14 protein-coding genes are annotated in these 20,194 nt (G+C 36.7%); 6 read left to right on the forward strand and 8 right to left on the reverse strand.

What is annotated here, in order from left to right; translation table 11 throughout:
• Positions 1-32: 32 nt before the first annotated feature.
• The 8 genes from JSQ81_RS07120 to JSQ81_RS07155 all read right to left on the reverse strand — a co-directional run bounded on the left by JSQ81_RS07120 (position 33) and on the right by JSQ81_RS07155 (position 13,701).
• A complete protein-coding gene (locus JSQ81_RS07120) occupies positions 33-686 on the reverse strand; it encodes a sugar transferase (RefSeq protein WP_212606978.1) in 654 nt (217 codons plus the stop codon).
• A 283-nt stretch (positions 687-969) separates the two neighbouring features.
• A complete protein-coding gene (locus JSQ81_RS07125) occupies positions 970-3,531 on the reverse strand; it encodes a LuxR C-terminal-related transcriptional regulator (RefSeq protein ID WP_212606979.1) in 2,562 nt (853 codons plus the stop codon).
• A 342-nt stretch (positions 3,532-3,873) separates the two neighbouring features.
• Positions 3,874-4,776 carry a cation diffusion facilitator family transporter gene (locus JSQ81_RS07130; RefSeq protein ID WP_212606980.1) on the reverse strand — a complete coding sequence of 301 codons (903 nt, stop codon included), beginning with the start codon at positions 4,774-4,776 and terminating at the stop codon, positions 3,874-3,876.
• Between the two features lie 403 nt (positions 4,777-5,179).
• Positions 5,180-7,699, reverse strand: coding sequence for a DNRLRE domain-containing protein (locus JSQ81_RS07135; protein ID WP_212606981.1), 2,520 nt, complete (start codon positions 7,697-7,699; stop codon positions 5,180-5,182).
• 57 nt (positions 7,700-7,756) lie between these two features.
• Positions 7,757-10,069: a DUF4962 domain-containing protein gene (locus tag JSQ81_RS07140; RefSeq protein ID WP_212606982.1), complete on the reverse strand. Its 2,313-nt coding sequence runs from the start codon at positions 10,067-10,069 to the stop codon at positions 7,757-7,759.
• Between the two features lie 127 nt (positions 10,070-10,196).
• A complete protein-coding gene (locus JSQ81_RS07145) occupies positions 10,197-11,771 on the reverse strand; it encodes an extracellular solute-binding protein (RefSeq protein ID WP_212606983.1) in 1,575 nt (524 codons plus the stop codon).
• Positions 11,772-11,916: 145 nt separating this feature from the next.
• A complete protein-coding gene (locus tag JSQ81_RS07150) occupies positions 11,917-12,798 on the reverse strand; it encodes a carbohydrate ABC transporter permease (RefSeq protein ID WP_212606984.1) in 882 nt (293 codons plus the stop codon).
• Between the two features lie 18 nt (positions 12,799-12,816).
• The gene (locus JSQ81_RS07155; protein WP_212607584.1) at positions 12,817-13,701 is read right to left on the reverse strand and encodes an ABC transporter permease; all 885 of its coding nucleotides are present in this window, start codon (positions 13,699-13,701) and stop codon (positions 12,817-12,819) included.
• A 242-nt stretch (positions 13,702-13,943) separates the two neighbouring features.
• On the opposite strand from JSQ81_RS07155, the gene JSQ81_RS07160 reads away from it, so the two are divergent.
• The 6 genes from JSQ81_RS07160 (at position 13,944) to JSQ81_RS07185 (ending at position 20,145) form a co-directional block, all read left to right on the forward strand.
• Positions 13,944-14,984, forward strand: coding sequence for a response regulator transcription factor (locus tag JSQ81_RS07160; protein ID WP_212606985.1), 1,041 nt, complete (start codon positions 13,944-13,946; stop codon positions 14,982-14,984).
• A gap of 4 nt (positions 14,985-14,988) precedes the next feature.
• On the forward strand, positions 14,989-16,782 hold the full coding sequence (locus JSQ81_RS07165) for a cache domain-containing sensor histidine kinase (protein WP_212606986.1): 1,794 nt from the start codon (positions 14,989-14,991) through the stop codon (positions 16,780-16,782).
• Between the two features lie 171 nt (positions 16,783-16,953).
• Positions 16,954-17,265 (forward strand): cupin domain-containing protein, encoded by a 312-nt coding sequence (locus JSQ81_RS07170; RefSeq protein WP_212606987.1) that lies wholly within the window; start codon positions 16,954-16,956, stop codon positions 17,263-17,265.
• Between the two features lie 30 nt (positions 17,266-17,295).
• Complete coding sequence (locus JSQ81_RS07175) at positions 17,296-17,919, forward strand: YesL family protein (protein WP_212606988.1); 624 nt, start codon at positions 17,296-17,298, stop codon at positions 17,917-17,919.
• Positions 17,920-17,940: 21 nt separating this feature from the next.
• Positions 17,941-18,702 carry an SDR family NAD(P)-dependent oxidoreductase gene (locus tag JSQ81_RS07180; RefSeq protein WP_212606989.1) on the forward strand — a complete coding sequence of 254 codons (762 nt, stop codon included), beginning with the start codon at positions 17,941-17,943 and terminating at the stop codon, positions 18,700-18,702.
• A 249-nt stretch (positions 18,703-18,951) separates the two neighbouring features.
• The gene (locus tag JSQ81_RS07185; RefSeq protein ID WP_212606990.1) at positions 18,952-20,145 is read left to right on the forward strand and encodes an MFS transporter; all 1,194 of its coding nucleotides are present in this window, start codon (positions 18,952-18,954) and stop codon (positions 20,143-20,145) included.
• The last annotated feature ends 49 nt before the right edge of the window (positions 20,146-20,194 follow it).

A 20,194-nucleotide genomic window follows, 5' to 3' on the forward strand; every position in this document is an offset into this window, starting at 1 on the left:
TTTTCTCAACTTCCTCAACTATTTTTCCCATCTCACCAAGCCCCTTTCCCCCGAATCACCAGTCCAATTGTTTTAAAGAATATCTTTACATCTAACCCAATTGATTGATTTTCAATATAGTAAAGATCATATTCAATTTTCATGCCATGATTAATGACAGAGCGTCCGTTTATTTGGGCATAGCCTGACATTCCTGGCTTCACTTTTAATCTCATTGCTTGGTACCGACTATATAATTGTGTGATTTCAGGAATTTCGGGTCGCGGCCCGATTAAACTCATGTCGCCTCGTAATACATTAAACAATTGCGGTAATTCATCGATACTTAGCTTTCGATAAATCTTTCCGATTCTCGTAATTTTTTGCTGGGTTGGCGTTTCAAACAAAAAATCATTTGGGACCCCTTCTAGCCACTGATAATTATGGAGCTTCTTCGAGTTTGGATATTTTTGCATCGTTCTAAATTTCCATATTGTGAAGGGTTGATTATGTTTACCTGTTCTACTTTGTTTGAAAAAAATAGGTCTTCCGGAAAAAATGAGAATAGCAATCGAAAATAACAACAGAAAAGGACTTAGACAAAGTAGTAAAACAAAACTTACAACGATATCAATAATCCTTTTAATTAAAATATAAAAACTTACCTGTGATTTATTTCTTTCCCTTGCGTAGTGTATTTTTTCCATAATAACCTCCAAATGAATATTCTCTGGTCCACATAACAATATTCGAAGATGCTGAAAGTTAGTACAAACTATCTATCTAGAATTACTTTCTTTAGTCTTTAATGCACATACACAATCAATGTATGAATGTGACAATTTGTTTATAACACCTACATCTGTTGGTGTGAATAAAAAAATTCGTCAAAGAAACTCGGCCTTTTTTCATATGATTAACTATAGTAGCTTAATCATATAGAAGATAAAAGACGGTTACTATTGACGAACGTCAGTAATTTCAATTTATTCAGTTTAATTTGTTTTCATTGGCAATAATTACTGCTTGTGTTCTCGATTTAACTTGTAATTTTGCATAGATATTAGAAAGATAGATACGAACTGTTCCCGGCGATAAAAACAACTCGTCGGCAATTTTGCGGTTTGATAATCCGGTTGTTAATAATTTTAAGACTTCCAATTCGCGGGGTGTAAGCCCGTGGAGTGGGTTTTTCTTTTCGGAATTCAATCCTAATGCAGACTGTTCTTCCGTGAAAATGCTCATTATCTTTTTAACATAATCTATTGGAATCGTACTCCAAGATGGGATATGACGATCTTTTCTTAGTTTTATATACATTTTCATTAAAGAATAGATTTCATGTTCATTTAGAAACAGTCTTATATACCCGTAACGACTCCCGAATTTCAAGGCCTCATTTAACATATCGAGCGCTTGCCTATTATTTCCATTCAATTTATGAAGGATTGCTTCTAATAACGAGGCCTCTATTATTAAAGTGATTTGTTCATCTTCAAATGCACGAGTTTTTAGTTGTGTTATTGTTTGTAATCCTTGTTCATAATCTTTCTTTTTAATCAGTACTCGAACATAGACAAACCACCAAAATTCGTTTCCGATACCTCCAATGTATTCATTCGTTATCGCCCCGAAAAGTTTTCCTTCTGCTTTCACAATTTTATCTTGTTGAATATGAATCATTGCTTCCATTATTTGAATGACATCAATCCATTGGGGTTCAACTTGGCTTAAAGCATAAGATTTAGCTTTTTCCAAATAGCGTTGTGCTTCTGGATAATCTTGTTTAGTCATTTCGATTCGACACTTTAATACAAACATTGGAACAACTATTCCAGGATCTTTAAAACTTCGCCCAATTTTTATTGCCTCTCTTATGACAAGTAAGGCCTCTTCGACTCGATTCCATTCCACTAACTTTTCAGCATGCACTCCGAAATAATAGCCCCCGACAATTAATTGTTTGTAGTCTGTAGACTGAAAATTATTTACGAAAATCTTTTCAATTTCTTCAGAATAAAGTTTACCTTTACCGCCAATCTTTGTATGCAATAGCGTCAAGTTCAATATATTGTAACGGATTGGGATTTTGTTGAAGTTGCAATCGTTTGCCTCTCGCTTTAATTGCTCCAGCATTAATCTCATTGAAGTGTTGATATTATTTTGACCAACTAGCAAAGCATACGCTTTAATTCCCAAAATATCCGCAGCTTCATTGTTGTATTCTGCGCTATCCATCCATTGATCTATTTCATGCCGCTTTTCCAATTGTTCAATGATGTGTAATGCTCGCCCAAAATCTTGTAATAGCGCATGTGCTAGTGCAAATAATGATATCGTTCCGACACTCAGTTGTTGCTGCTTTTTCAGTAATAAATTAATCCAACCTTTAATCGTATCCGTGTAGCCAAGATTGAGAACTTCTATCGCATGAACTTCTATCCATTTCAAGGCATGATCAAAAACTTTTCCTTTCATAGCCATTTCAATCGCGTTAATAAAGTCACCTTTTTTGTACAGTTCATCAGCAGCTATTGAAAACAATCGTGTCACTTCTTCAATGGAATGACGTTGACGTAATTCTTGGATCAAAAAATCGCGAAACATGTGATGATACTGAAATACCGGTTTTTCTTCATCTTTTTTATAAATAAAGAACCCTCTTTTTTCAAGAGAGGATAGAATAATAGCTGCATCTATGTCTTCAGTAATCGATAAACAAGTTTCGGGCTCAAGCACTTTTAATATAGAAGTTTTTAATAAAAAGTTTTTTTCTTGAATTGATAGGTCGGTGATTAATTCATGAAATAAATAATCGGATACATACGGATTATTTCCATTACTTATTACATCTTCTAACGTCTTCTTTTCAGATAACTTCGCGACTAATTTGATGCTTATTGGCCATCCTTCTGTTTTCTTAAAAATTTCATGCTGGGTATTTAAATCCAAAATATGTTTAGAATTCTTGCCTAAATATTGGACTGTTTCCTTATACGAAAACTTGACTTGGTTACTATTAATTTCTTGAACAATTGAATCTGCCTTCCATCGAATCAGCGGAAGGGGTAATTGACTTTGACTTGCGATAATAAGCCGGAAGTTTTTTTGTCGATGTTCAATCAATCGTGCAATTGAGCGATGAATCGTCGATTGGGTAATTACTTGATAATCATCGAGGATAAGTTGAACTTTTGAGTTGCTACTGCCAATTTCAGTACTGATTAAGTCGACAAATAGTTTAACTGGAAGTCTCGGTTGTGTGGTTAATAGTGGAAGTAGTCGTTCGTATAAATCAGTTTGCAATGTTTGACCGATTGCTTTCGCTACGTTTTCCCAAAAACGAATTGGATCGTTGTCAGGATAATCTAAGGAAATCCACGCGGTTTGGCCAATAAATCGCTCTGACCACTGACTAAGAAGCGTCGTCTTTCCATAGCCGGCGGGCGCACAGACGATTGATAGCTTCTTATCGATACCCGTGTCTAGTAATTTCATAAGCCGGTCCCGCTGAAGTAATCCCGAAATGGCTTCAGAAACTGACTTTGGCATAATACTCCCCCTTGTACTAAAACCTTTTTTCATAGGCCTGTTTCAGTATATACATACTTTATATAACGACAATAGTCCCTCTACTTATTTTTATACTAATTTTATAGATTAGTCAACCCCCACTAAAGTACCTCAATATTAAAAGAGTGAGTGTGACATTTTTAACAGTCGGGTTTGGTACATTATCCGTGGTAATTTGCATTATATCAGTGTGTATTCGACTTATATCCGCATATTTTACACTTACATCAGTAAATCGTGACCCACTGCCTATATAGTTAATTTCCTTCAAAACAAAAACGAACTCATTCTAAGATGAGATCGTTTGTTTTAGTACGTTATTTATTCGCCGTCAGCATACCAAGGATTTAAGTGAATTAGAACTTCATCGACATCATGATTATTTTCCTTTATCGCTTTCTTTATTTTCCGGATTATATCATGGCCTTCTTGGACTGTTAATTCACCATGAACACCCACACGTAGATCAACTAAGACATAGTGTCCGTGTTCCCTAGCGCGTAGGCGATCTATACGTTTCACCTCTGGAATTGAGTTAATTAAGGCCGTGAAATCATTCAACCTTTCCGGACTAACACTTTTCTCCATAAGCGTATCTAGTGCTTCTTTTCCGATTTCATAAGCAAGCTTGAAAACTAAAGCCGTGACAATGATACCCGCAATCGGATCTCCGTAAGCAAAGATAATAATCTGATAAAATTCTCCAATAAGTGCAAGTCCAATACCTAATACTGCTGCAAGTGAAGCATATACATCTGCGAGATGGTCATATGCCGTTGCGATTAACCCTTTACTATTTGCCTTTTTTCCAATTCGAATCGTGTACACGTATAAAACCTGTTTCCAAACAAGAGAAACAACAGCCGTTATAAAGGCGATTATGCTCGCTTTTTCTGGTTCATTAAAAAAGGCCGAGATGGATTCATAAGCTATGTAAATTGCAGCCGCACCAAGAATGAGTGCTACAACGGCAGAACTTATTACTTCAGCTTTACCATGTCCATAAGGATGATCGTCATCTGCCGGTCGCTTGGAAATGCGCATGGATGTTAAAGCCGCAGCGCTTGCTACAACGTCGCCGGCATTATGATAGCCGTCCGCGAGCAGAACCGGGCTATGAAAAATTGTACCTACGACAATCTTGAGTATTGTTAATATGATATTACTTATTAAACTAATCCATACAGCAATGATTGGGGCGTTTGCAATCGGTTTTCGGCTCATAAATTCACACCTCCAAAAGTATTCTTTCCCCTAGGCAACAAAAAACCTAGACTGATTTCAGTCTAGGTTTTTGGGGTTCAATCTATAAAGTTTTGCGGAATATATTAGGTGAATCATTTTCATCACTCACTTTGTTTAGCAGTTTACAAAGCATAGCATTGATTTATGAAGGGAGCAAGAATTCCGCGACAGTATAAAACATGTGGAATATCGACAACTTATGAGTATAAGGAGAAAACCTTGTTAATTAATGCAGTACTTCATACATCGCATAAGCCATAGGCCTGTATTGGGAGATTATGCCTTCTCTCAACCAATTTATTACAACTTTACTATTGGAGTGAAAATCATCATACACAGGATCACAAAATACCGCCAACCTAGTAGGTTAGCGGTATTTTATTCAATCCTTTTCTACGCCAATAACCAGTTCTGGCCAACTTCTATTATTCGATTCATCTCGAGAATATAAATTAACATTTCCATTTTGTCCTTCGATATCAACTACCATCAAACTAACATTCTCAGTATTTCCTTCTTCTATAAAGGAACTAACATCGATACTATAAATACTATTTTCAGCTTGGTCTACTGTTAAGGTTCCTAGATAAAATGCAGTTTCATTTATTCCGGTTACTTCTATGCTATCTAAAGCAACATTTGGTGCATTACGCCAAGTTAGTGTTTCTTCATTCCAATCATTGTTAGTTAGTCCGTAAACTGCAAGTGATACAGACGTCGTGTTGCTCCCTGTTTTTCCAGTTAGCTGGAATGTTGCACGACCGATACCCTCGTAATCAGCAATATCGAATTGATAGTAGGCGATTCTACCTTTTGACTTGTCCGCATTGCTTTTAATATTAAAATACTTATAGTAATTTCGATCTGCTGCTCCTGCATCAATTAGCTCTTGATTAATAACTCCGTAATTGCTGTCAGGTCGTTCAATATCAATTAGTGCGTCATCCGTTGGATTGAGAGAATAAATTGTATAATCATCTTCGTTCTCTTCCTTAGAAATAAGGTCGACAAAGTCTTCATGATGATTATTATTAACCAAATTATTTTGGATGATTAATCCCTCTCCTGCTTCTAACTTCATCCCATTTGTATTATTAACAATCTGATTATTTTCGATAACGATGTCTTGAGGAATACCCGCACCTTTACCGCCATTTCTTGTATCACCGAAATCCTCGGCAACAACAATTCCCCAAAATCCAGGTGCCTTATTATTGATAATCTTGTTTTCCTTTACAATCGTACGTGGCGCATTCTTTAAATAAATCCCTTTAGCATTTTCAGGTCCTCTTGTGTTGACAATTGTATTACGCTCAATAATTGTATCAGGGGATCCCATAATAACAGTGATTCCATCGCGTGTATCCGTCAATGTGTTATGGTGAATATAATTTCCCGGTCCAGATGAGGAATGAGAGTTTGGCGGTGTACCACCAGTATTTCCAACACCAATTCCACCACGGATGACGCCATCAATTTTGTTATGGCTAATTTCATTTAAGTATTCGCCTTGACCGTGTAAATCAATTGCATCATGGATAATATCCGTATATTTATTACCATGAATTAAATTATTATGGGCAAAGTACTGAATTAATGTGCCATGTCTAATATATGGACCAACAAATTGACTATTTCGAACGATATTAAAATAGGTATCATTTGAATGCCCAAGTCTATCGAACCCTTGGACGCCCTGGATAGATACGCCATATCCAGCGCCACCACCACCAACATCTGTAGCATTTCTAAATGTCGCATTTTCGATAATATTTCTGTTGCTTTTCTCAATTCGGATACCCATTCGTTTGAACTTTTCAACTGTTACATGATTTATCGTAATGTGATAGGACGGCTGTCCAATAGAATCAGCGATAAATATTCCATATCCAGGTCCACCATGTTCAGGATTGTTTTCTCCTGGGTTTTCTGAATAGGAGCCATCAAATGTTGAAGTGATCGTCATATTTGAAATGACAACATCATGTTTTCCATAGGAAGCAATCACTCTACTACTCGGAACATCCTTTGAATCAAAGTAGGATACGAGCACTACATCCTCTTCACTGTTACCACGAAGATTGACACCACTTTTTAGATAGAAATGTGCAGTCAAGTCCTCTGGCATCGCACTTATTAAATTATAAACACCATTTGGAAAATAAACCTCATCACCAAATTCTGCTGCCTCGATTGCCGCAATAATTGCAGGAGTATCATCCTGTTCATTGTTACGAACATCCGCACCGAAATCGGTAACATCTAGCGTTCTTCCTGTAACTTGGTTTGGTTCATGTGGAATATATTTTAGTCCATCTGGATAATAAAGTCCCGGTATAGTGAAAGGATCAGCATCAGGCTTTGGTCCAGGGGGTACTATTTCTATTTCTTCAACAATTGGACCTCCTGCAAATGGTGCATAGACATGAACTTCTGTTATACTATTCCAATCATTACTTGAATTGCCGTAGCCAACTATCCGTATATAACGAGCATTCTGATTTTCAAAATCATATGCTTCTAAATTTAATGAGCTACCACTGCTTTCCTGTTGGTCAGTAACTTTAGTCCATGTCTCACCATCGACCGACAACTCTAAATCAACTGTTGTTGTTCGAATATCGCCATTATGAAAAGCGATTCCTAGATACCCTACCTCTTGAATACTGCCTAAATCATACAGAATCCACTCACCAATACCCTGTGCAGACCATCTTGTTGATAAGTTATTATCAATTGTGTTTTCTGGTAGATTCCCATCATGTGAGCTTGCTTCGACATTGATAATTGGATATTTAAATGGCATTTCTTCTGCATAGATAAACTCATTAAGAAATGGAAAGGCACTACTCAAGACAATTAACATACTAAGGACAATGGAAACTATAATTTTAAACTTCATATTCCACCTCTATTTATATTTGCTTTGAGTGTCTTCAAATGATTAAAAGCGCAAGTATCAAAATACCTTCTCCTTCTCAATTCGGAAAGTTTTACCATCCTCTGTAAAGTAAAACTGCCTGGAATACCCTTGATCATCCATGGAATAGGAGACATATTTCGGCTCTTGTTTCTTCATTGGATGTAATAGCGTTACAATTTGATGGTGCTTTGCTGCTTGCGTTTTTGCTTGTAAACGCCAATGAACAGGTTCCCCTTCTAATTCGGCTAAATCTACTCCTGGAAAATCATTATATTGGGTCAGATTTAACTCGCCACTTGAAGAGAAAATGAAGCGTCCATCTAATGTGGCATTTTCCCCATTAATTACGAACGATTGCTGCTTAAGCTCCATTTCATTTAAGCTATGGATTAGCCAGTCAACTTCAGCTTCTTGCTCTAGACTAATAGAATCAATGATAACGAAATAGGATTGATCGACAAAGTAAGTTTCTCGTATATAACTAGTTAAGTATGGAACATACTGCTGATACGCTGCAGTTGCATCGGCACAAACATAGGCATGGCTATCATGTTCTTCTACTTTTTTAATTTGGCCACTTGCCGCTATCGCATGAAACTTATCCTTTTCCGCATATTGGCCCATACCATCAATTAAAATTGCATTTTTAGAAATCGTTTGTCTGCGCCAGTTATTATGCATCGTACTATTAAACGCAATATAATAGCCACTATGGATTGCAAGTGGATCACCAAATGCATGAAGTACGAATGCATTTTGATCGCCATGACTATGACTGATTGATCCATAACGACTACTCTTCGTTAAATACATGATGTGTTCATCCGGATTATCCAGATTTGCATGCATAGCTACCCAACCAACATCTTTAAACCATTTAACAGTAGGGATATCTTTTGGTTCAATTGCCTCAACGGTAGGATAGTCATGAACATACATCATGTCATCAAAATAAAAATCCCACCAACCCTTATTGTAAAATTTATCATATGGGTTTATATCGTATTTCTTTATTTGTTCATAATACCACTGGTAATAGCCGTTTCCCGTAACACCGGCAAATTGGCGAATATTATAGCCAACCTTGAGGCCTGGTAATTCTCCTAAATTTGCATGGTCACCAAAGCTTGCTCTGCTTGTATTTGGCGGATAGACGAATAAAGGGAAATCCCCTGTCCTATGGAAAAATGGACGGTCGTATAAATTATAGCCATTAAATTTACGGACTAGGTTAATCGCATCAATAATATAGGCCATTCCTGTTAACCAATAATGTGGCCCTTCTGCCCAGCCACCATCTGCGCCACCCCAAGGAGTGTATAGGCCACTATAGTATTCCAATGTATAATCAAGCCATTCTTTTGCTTCTGGGCTATCCTCAAATAATGCGATACTACATGGAATGAGTACAGATGATAATGAGCGGACGGCATGACTATCATATGGAACCTGATGGATTTTTGAATGTTCCATGACATGTACAGCAACTTGCTTAGTACGAATGAAAAGCTGTTCTTTCACAAGCTCCTTTTCCTCGTCGGATAAATAGGAATAAAGCCAGTCATACCCCCATGCTAGTGCTCCTGCAATACGAAATGCAGCCTCATCGTTATAGTCTCGTGAGGTTGTACCAGTAGGATCCCAGGTACTTACATGGAGAAGCCATTCCTTTGCTTTCTCAATAATTTCTTCATCTTTCAAAATAACGCCAGCAACACTTAGATGACGGATTGCATAAAGTACTTCCTGGCAATCCAAATACATTTGTCGCCATAACTTAGCAACTCGAATATGACCAGGGTAGGGTGAAGGTTCTGCCATTAAGGGAAGGGATAAATATTTTTCCACCGAATTTTTATAAAACGCATCCCAATGACAGTATGAGGTATCATTTTTTATTTGATCACGAAATGTAGGTAATTCCTTTTCTGTTAACCATAGACGTGGTCTTGCTAAGCTAACATTTTCATAGCGTGTCCTTCGACCCGGTAAGGGTGTTTCTGGTAAGCCTTCTGAAATAGTAAATGGGCGAATTTCACTCCAGCTGCTGATGATTGTGTCATGATTATGATCATCAAGCAGTGCGTAACGCCAGTAATATTTTCCTGGATCTAATACTTCGTCAGGTGTAAATAAGTTGTTGTAAACAGGTTTATAGGATAATGTGTTTTCAAGTTCAAATTCAGGGTGTGTTGAAATTTCTACTATATAAACATCCTCTTCTAGTTTGGCCGGCATCCAAGTGAATCGTGGTGGGTTTTCAATAATAACAGTTTTTTCATCTGGTTGATAAGGTACATTCAGAACGCCATTCTTTGGTTGATATAACTTAATTAATGTTTTATTCATTGTATAAAAGATCCTCCTTTAGTTACTTCTACTTAAAATCCATGATTTTACAGTATCATCCCCACCTTTAAGATTAGAGATGCGTATAATCTCTAAGTGGGGATAACTGATTATTACTGAAATTGCATCACCAATTTGTTCTTGGTAACTGGACACCATCCTCGTTATTATAGCGTTCCGTAGCTTCCTCAATAGCTTTAGTACCGCCTTTATTTAACCATTCTTCAATCACTTTATCATGATGGTCAATTGGTTCTTGACCTAAGATGATTTTTGCAGCTCCAGTCATCCAAATATCCGAGGGGGTATCACTTCCTGGGCTTATTTCTGGATTACTACTATATACTTCTAAAGGTGGTGTAAACTGAATACTATCACGGCCTTCATTTAGTAATACTTCATCAAAGACGCGAAGCAACTCCTGGCCATCCTCTGTTAATTCCAAAATTCCCTTCGTATACGTAGAATCCTTAACCATCCATAACCATCTGTTTAAATAATGCTGTGCATTTAGTAGATTTGTATCTTCTGGTACTTCGTAATTCACTGTTCCATCGTCGTTCAGCGTATATGTGTCATCCTCAATGCCGTACGTAAAGAATCTTTCGGCTTCTTCTGTTAATTGCCAGTCAAAGAATTTAATGATAACTGCAGGATCCACCTTTGTTTCAGCATTAATGACGAATGAACGTGTTGCACTTCCATACCAATAATGTCCGCCTTGCCCATCTGGACCTGTCGGGGAAGGGATAATTTCAATCTCTGCCTCTGGTACATTATTTCTAATTTCCTGTTCCCATGAATTAACCTCTTCGGCGTTCATGGACCAAATTCCAACCTTACCAGCTATAATGTTGCTTCGATATTCAGGCTGTTGGGTTGTTAGAAACTCCTGTGATAGAAGTCCCTCTTTGTACAATGTATTATAAAACGCAAGGGCATCCTTTATCTTATCTCCTGCCATGAACTTAGGGACAACCTGGCCTTCATACAGTTCATATTGATATGGAAATGCATCAAAGGCGCCGAAGAATGTATCGGAATACTTAAACTTTTCACGCCCTTGGTAAGGATGTTCAACCCCTAGCCCCTTAAATGCTCGGAGCACTTCTAAATATTCATCTGTTGTTTGCGGCACATCCAATCCAGTTTGTTCAAGTAAATCCAAACGAATTGCTGTACCTCGACGACCAGGATTCGATAGAAAATCTGGAATACCATAAATTTTTCCGTCATACGTTACAGAGTCCCATGCTTCTTGCGGTATTTTTTCAAGTAGATTTGGACCATGTTCTGCTATTAAATCATCAAGTGGTAAGAAAGCTTCAGCCTCCACACCGCCAGCAAGTTCTGGTCCAAGTACACCACCACCAGCTTGAAGTACATCTGGAACATCATTTGACGCGAGCATTAAGGTCATTCTCTCTACATACTCATTATGTGGGACGAGACGAATTTGAATATCGGTGTTTGATAACCTTTCCATCTCTTTTACAAATTTATCATCATTTATCTCTGGATGACTCTCCACATATGGTGTACCTAATGTCCTCATAGCAATTGAAAAAGAATTATCTGTAGTAGATTCATTCTCATTCTCGTTACCGCGCTCGCTCTCACCCTCTGCTTCCTTGGTGCAACCTGCAATTAAAGCTGTTAGCATTACTAGAAAAAGAATAATTAGCCATTTTCTACTCTTCATAATTGATCCTCCCTTAAACTTTTTATATCGAAAGCGCTTACAATAATTAGATTAGCACAATAAAAAACGAAGTGAACTAGTCTGTTTTTAGGTGTCCTTGTACTTTTTTTAGAATTATGAAAAACTTAAAGTTATATTTCAATACTTAATCCTTTAAACTACCAAGCATGAACCCTTTTACAAAATGCCGCTGTAGAAATGGGTAGATTAACAGAATCGGTATAGTAGCAACAATAATTGTCGCCATTTTTATTCCCTCAGGTGAAGAGGACATAATCGTTGTATAGAAGTTAGATGTAGGATCAGATATAAAGGACTCATCTACAATCATTTCTCTTAATTTAATTTGTAATGGGTACAACTTTCTGTTTTCGATATACATTAATGCATTAAAGTAGGTGTTCCAATGAAAAACAGCATAGAAAATTCCAAGTGTTGCGAGTGCTGGCTTGGATAGTGGTAGAACTACCTGGAATAAAATTCGTAGCTCACCCATACCATCAATTCGACTAGCCTCTATTAGCTCTTCTGGGATTTGCACAAAGAAGGATCGCATCACGAATAAATTGAATGCACTGATTGCTGTCGGAAAAATTAATGCCCAAACTGTATCTAGCAAACCTAGTGACTGTACAACTAAGAATGTAGGGATTAATGGCGCAGAAAAAATCATTGTAAACAGAACCATTAATAATATGAATTTCCGCCCTTTAAGTTCTCTTCTTGATAATGGATATGCTAGAGACGCGGTAGCGATTAAATTAATAATTGTACCGACAACCGTAATAAATATCGTAACCCCAAAGGAGCGCCAAATACTAGCATCTTGGAATACAAAACTATAGTTGTCCAAGGTAAACTCAACTGGGAGAAAACTAACTCGCCCCTGATCAATTGCAGTAGCACTACTGAATGACTGTGCAAAAACATGAATAAAAGGTAGAAGCATAACGATTGAAATAATAATTAGAATGGTCATATTTGAAAATAGAAAGACCTTCCGTGCTTTACTTGTTTTGATAGCCATCGTATCATTCCTTCCTTTCTAATATAGGCTACTACCGGTCGTTCTCCGACTTACATAGTTTGCTCCAACGATTAATATTAACCCTACAACAGATTTGAAAATACCAATTGCGGTAGTATAGCTATATTGATTATTTAATAAACCGGCCTTGTAAATATATGTATCAAAAATCTCTCCATTTACCCTATTAAATGGATTTAGAAAAACATCTACTCTTTCAAATCCGAAATCTAGGAAGTTTCCAATTTGTAGTAAAAGTAGCATCATAATTGTCGGAAGGAGTGTCGGTAAGGTAATCCTCCATGTTTGCTGCCAACGATTTGCTCCATCAATTTCAGCAGCTTCATATAATTGTGGATTTATCCCAGCGAGGGCAGCAAGATAAATAATCGTTCCCCAACCAGTATCTCGCCACATACCTGAACCGACTATTATGGATCGAATGTAGCTTTCATCAGCTAAGAAATATACAGAGTCTAGTCCAATTGCATTTAATAATGTATTAATTAATCCAGTAGAAGGGGATAATAAACCAATAAAAACCCCACTAATAATAACCCATGAAAGAAAATGTGGCATGTAAACAACGGTTTGTATGATTCGTTGAGCAAGTATCTTTCGTACCTCATTTAACATAAGCGCTAAAAGAATTGGTGCTGTAAAGCCAAAAATCAAATCGTAAAAATTGATTAGCATCGTATTCTTTAGGATGCGCAAGAAGTCGGAGTACTGAAACATCTTTTCAAATTGAGCCCACCCAACCCATGGGCTACCCCAAAACCCCTTAAAAATGTTGTATTCTTGAAATGCAATAACTGATCCAATAATTGGGATATATTTAAAAACAATAAAGAATAATATCCCTGGAAGCGCAATCAAGTAAAGTGCTTTATGCTTCAACATTGCTTCTCGTGTTTTTCTCACATCGATTCCTCCCTTTCTTATAGCTTTAATCTTAGTTTAGGGAATGAAAGGGCTTTCATCTATGGGATAGATTTTGGAGGACATGTGTTTTTTTTAGCCAGATGATATAAAAATCCAAACGTAAGATTGTATTTAGAATATTTTTAGGATTTAGACAAACTGAATAAATTGTTATATAATTAAATAACAACGTTTTCATTGTTTAAAGAAGGGGTGTAGGAATGAAGCTTTTAATTATTGAAGATGAGCCGATGACACGTCTAAAAATTAAAAAAATGCTGGAAACCATTCAAATCGAAAGCTTTAAACCACAGTCGATTATAGAGGTAGAGTATGCCGAGGATGCCATTCCCTACCTCAAAAAAACACAATTTGATATTATTTTTACGGATATAGAATGCGGAGAATTAAGTGGACTTTCCTTAATAGAGGGATGGCGTGGACAGCAAGCCCATGCACAATGGATAATCATATCAGGCTATGATCGTTTTGAATTTGCCCAAGAAGCAATATCCTATGGTGTTAAAGAGTATTTATTGAAACCGATTACAAGACAAACGCTTAGGGACACAATTGCGAGTTGTATCGCAGGCTTAAAGGAAAATGAATCCGATTATATTGGTGCAAATGAAATCGAAAAGATTCTACAACTGCTTGAGAAGTCTATATGGACTTTGGACGAGCAAGAAGTGATCTATCTATTTGGCCAATGGCAAGCTAGCTTTGAAGCAAAGTCTATTTCTGTTAAATACTACTGTAATATTCTTTCTCATATTATGGAAGTTTTATTCCAAAGGATTAAAAATAAGGGAAGTCAATTATTACAAGCATTTCAGTGGGAAATAAATTGTACGAGTAAGAATGTAGCAAATCAAATTTTTCTAGCCAAATGTAGAGAGATAATCAAAATGCTAGAGCAAAAGCGACGAGGAAATGAAATCGATCCGATTCAAACCGCAAAAGATTTTATTGCTGAAAATATTGAAACTGACATTGGTTTGAAGGAGGTAGCAGCTAAGCTAGGGCTAAATGCTTCTTATTTTAGTCAGTTATTTAGGAAAGAAACCGGGGAAACATTTGTGAAATATCGAATTCGACTACGAATGGAAAAGGCAAAAGAATTATTATTGCGAAGAGATATAAGAGTTATTGATATTCCTTACTTTATTGGGCTAAATGACCACCCGCACTTTACAAAAACATTTAAAAAGTATACAGGAGAAACCCCATCAGAGTTTCGTAAAAAAATGGGAGTGAATTAGTTTAATGTATCGATTGAATATTCAACAAAGACTCTTACTCTATTTTTTTATCGTTATTCTTGTAGCAATTACATTGATTACTTGGTTCATTTATAACCATACTGCAAATGAAATTAGAGAACAATCCAAAGAAAATTTAGAGTACATCGTGGAAAATGCAAGTTATCAGACAGATATGTTCGTTCAACATATGGAGCTTGCTACACTACCTTTACTCATGAACAAAGAGGTTAAAGGATTTCTTGATTTATCAGAAGATAATCGATTTGGTAAGTACTATTATTCAAAGGAAATAAAAAAAGAAATGCATCAAATAATGCTGGAAAATCAACATGTTAATCTTATCTATTTATTAGCAGAAACGGGACAATACGTTTTATCAAGTGACTATTACATAAGCGGAGAAGACCCGCTTGCCTCAAAAAATCTTTATAATAAGGAAATTATAAACACACCAGAAAAAGGGAAAATAAGCGTACTTTCTACTGAAAGCACTTATAATAATAAAAATGTTATAAGTATAGCGCGTAGAGTTAGAGGAAATCTGTCATTTGTACCAAAAGGGATCTTGGGAATTGAGATCGATGCCACCTCACTAGAGAAGCTATGGAATATCGCGCAACTTAAAAATGGCACCTCATTATGGATTTTCGATAAGGACGGAAGGATTGTATATCATCCAGATGAGAATTGGTTAGGCAAATATATAGGAGAAGACTTTCATTCAAAATTTAAGGATGAAACAGCGAAATCATTTATGGATGAATGGGAAGGAGAAGAGATGGGATTTTATTTTAACCATTCCCCTGAAACAGAATGGACCTTAGTAGCGATGCAACCGACAGATGTTATTTTTGAGCCTATCTCAGGCATTCGAAATACAGCAATTATTTCCATTATGACTTCATTGTTCGTTGCACTCCTTATCTCCATTGCATTTGCAAAAGATATTGTTTCTCCATTACGTAAGGTCCAGCAGGGAATGAAAAAACTAGAGGTAGGAGAATGGGAAAAGATTAAGCCTTTGAAAGGGACGGATGAGATAAGCAGTGTTGTCTCGAGCTATAACAAAATGGTGAACGAGCTATCAAATCTCGTTGAGAATTTATATGAATCCGAGCTTAAAAATAAAGCTGTTCTACTAGAGAAAAAGAATGTTGAGCTTCAAGCATTGCAAGCACAAATTAACCCACATTTTTTACATAACACCTTGGAAACAATAAGTTCTTATGCAGTAATAAACGATTCGGAAGAAATATCAGATATGGCTTCAGCATTGTCGAAAATGTTTCGTTATTCCTTGCGTAATTTAGAAGTTGTGACAGTAAATAGCGAAATTGATCATGTGAAAAATTTCATGATTGTCATGGAGCATCGCTTTCAAAAAAAATTACATATCATCTACGATATTGCTCCTGAAGCGCGCGATGCAGAAGTGGTAAAGCTATCCTTACAGCCAATTGTTGAGAATGCAATCCAACACGGTTTACGAAAGCTTCGTTATAAAGGTAACATTACGATTCGGGCTATAAAGAGAAGCGGTTTTCTAGTTATTCAGGTTATTGATAATGGTAGCGGCATTTCTACTGAGCGATTGTATGAAATTCAAGCTATGCTAGATAAAAATGAAGTTCGTGGAAATATGGGAATAGGTCTTAGTAATGTGAGTAGAAGAATTCAGCTTATTTTTGGAAAAGAATATGGATTAAAGGTAACTTCTGAACAAGGGGTTGGAACTATAGTGGAGATGGAAATTCCAATAATAGAATATGATTCTGTAAGGGAGATAAGTATTTAAGAATATCGTTTAACCAAGCCTTAGTTCGAATCAAAAGTCTTGTTTGGTTGTTATACTTTCTAACCTACTAAAAAAAAACGATAACAATACAAAAATAAACGAAGCATTTTTGATACATCCTTTGCTAAGATTGAATTGAACATCATCTTCAATCCTGAAGGGAGAACGAATATGATTGGTAAATGGGAGAACGCAGAACCAGGGGTAGTAAGAAAGATATTTCCACCTGGAAAAAGTGTAATGATGATGGAAGTTCACTTTGAGAAAGGGGCTGAAGGGTACGAGCATAGTCATTCAAATGAACAATTAACTTACTGTCTACAAGGTAAATTTCACTTTACGATTGACGGAGAAGACCACATTTTATCTGTTGGTGAGACTTTAGTTATCCCAAGTAACAAGAAACATGGCGTAATAGCTTTAGAAAAAGGGGTCCTAATTGATACATTCACACCAATTCGCAAGGATCTACTCGGATTATAATTTAATTTATTTTTGTAGGGAGCGAATTAATTGGAGCAGATAATGGGAAGATTTACAGTCATTAGTGAATGGATCTACCTACTTTTCGTTATACAAATGTTCTGGCTCATTGGTGCTGTAATCGGCTTGGGTCTATTTGGTATCATCCCTTCAACCTTAGCTATGTTCGCTGTATTTAGAAAGCGCTTGCAAGATGGAGATGTTGACATCATCAAGACTTTTTGGAATACCTATAGAACCATGTTTTTTAAAAGCCAATTAACAGGCTTGTTTTGGATATTACTTGGGCTATTCCTGTACTATGACATTCGTATTTTGTTTAATTATCAAAATACGTTTGGCTTTATTATTGGGGCAATTTTGATAAGTGTTCTATTAATCTATTTATTAGCCACGATGATTCTTATGCCGATGAATGTTCATTATGAGATGACTAGTTCGAATCGAGTACGCTTATCAGTAATGATCGCCATTACGATGCCACACATTTCAATCGGGCTAACATTAAGTACGATTTTAGTTTATTTCATTGCTACATATATCCCGATTTTATTTTTACTATGCGGGATAAGCTTAGCTGCATTTCTATATATGAAGTGTTCCCAAAACGCATTTACAAAGGTGGAAGCAACTGGATATATAAGAAACTTTTAATATAATGGGAGGATGGATAGAATGTTAAATTTAAATGGAAAAAAAGCACTTGTCACTGGCGGAGGAACTGGAATTGGTAGAGGGATTGCATTAGCGTTAGCAGAAGCTGGTGCCGATGTAATCGTTCATTATGGTCAAAACAGAACTGGAGCAGACGAGGTTGTTGGGCAAATAAAGGATTTGGGAAGAAATGCGATTGCCATCCAAGCAGACGTACTTGATGAAGAACAAATAAAAGGATTAATGGCCGAGGCAGCAAGCTTTTTTGAAAATAAAATAGATGTTTTAGTAAATAACGCTGGGCATTTAGTACAGCGGGCTACGATAGAGGAAATGAGTACGGAGCTTTGGCATAAAGTAATGGACGTCAATGTGACTAGTACTTTCTTAGTTACAAAGTATGCACTTCCATTAATGAAAGAAGCGGGTGGAAGGATCGTTAACATGTCATCCTTAGCCGCTCATAATGGTGGTGGACCTGGTGCGTCAGCATATGCAGCTTCAAAAGGAGCCGTAATGACTCTTTCTAAGGCTTTAGCAAAAGAATTAGCTGGATACGGAATCAATGTAAACGCTGTATCACCGGGCTTTATTGATAATACACCTTTCCATCTAACATTCAATACTCAAGAAGGCAGAGATAACGCAGTGAAATCAATTCCAATCGGTCGTGGAGGAGAATCTGCAGATGTGGCTGGTGCAGTGCTATACCTAGTTTCAGATTTAGGTAGCTTTATTACAGGCGAAACGATTGAAATTAATGGCGGTATGTTTATGAGGTAATAGAGTTAGAGTTAAACTTCCATCAGCGGGGGTAATTCCCCCGACTGACGGTTAGTTGGGGCCAATAGGATTTGGCTTACAAAGTCGTTGCCACAGGACGTGACGACTTTAAATTTTGTTTTTAACGGATATTTGAATTGCAATTAATCCCCCACCTACAATTTCTTCGTTTCGTATCCTTCGAAGTCATCTCGTTTAGAATCAAAACCAGTTAATGCGGAATAAATATTGTAAATGAAAGGACAAATTATGAAATTGCTACAGAATTATAAAGATTTTCCAGCCGCGTTATGGATATTACTTATAAATACACTAATGATGGCACTTGGGTTTTACATGATTATTCCCCTCCTGGCTGTTTACTTATTAGAGAATCTTTTCCTTTCTGCAACCCTAGTAGGACTTATCATTGGGGTTCGTAGCTTTTTTCAGCAAGCATTTCAACTATGGGGCGGCATGATTTCCGATCGGGTCGGCTATAAATTATTAATTTGTATTGGTGTTTTCATCCGTTCTATTGGCTTTATCATGTTTGGTCTAGTCGACAGCATCCCAGGTCTTTTACTTGCTGCTATTCTTTCTGGGCTTGGTGGCGCTTTCTTTCATCCATCAAGCTATGGGCTCTACACGGTACTTTCAACACCGAAAAATCGCTCTATTATTTATTCCACTAGGGATATGTTAAGTAATGTAGGTTTTATTGTTGGTCCGGTAGTTGGTGCATTTTTGTTAAAAATAGACTTTCAAATCGTTTGCTTGGTTTCTGGCATTATGTTTATTCTTGTCCTCATTGTAAGTATCATTGGATTACCCTCCTCTAAGCCTAAGCCAGATAGTACGCATCCAACAGTTTTAGAAGATTTACAAGAAATCGTAACAAATCAAAGGTTTATGACGTTTACAATCTTAATGATTTTTGTTTGGTTCCTTTTTTCACAATTGTACATTGCAGTTCCAATAAAAATGGACTGGCTTGGAATAGATAATAATATTGGCTATATTTATAGTTCAGGTGCGTTTGTCATTGTCTTCTTGCAGGTTCCACTAATTAGCTTTTTAACCAATCGCTTCTCTTCTCTATTTCTAATTGCCTTAGGTTGTTTCCTTCTTACACTAGGGTTATTCTTTATCGGAATAACACCAAATGTTATTGGTATTTACCTTGGTGTTATCACATTTGCTTTCGGTCAAATGTTTCTCCAGCCTATGATTAGCAAGGAAATTTCGGAAGTAGCTTCAATATCACTTACTGCATCATATTTTGGTTTTAACGGATTAGCACTAGCAATAGGAGGACTAGCAGGAAACTTATTGGGTGGAGTGCTCTATGATCTCGGGGCAGCAGTTAATAATATGATTCCATGGGCCGTGTTTGTTTTAGTCGGAATAATAACGGTTATTGTAATTCTAGCGAAAGAGCAAAGGGGTCGAGTGGTTAATTAACTCCAATCCTCCTTCAATCCAATTAAATTGAAAAAAGCGCAGTCTCCAT

It is taken from the genome of Sporosarcina sp. Marseille-Q4063 (genome assembly GCF_018309085.1).
Taxonomy (GTDB): domain Bacteria; phylum Bacillota; class Bacilli; order Bacillales_A; family Planococcaceae; genus Sporosarcina.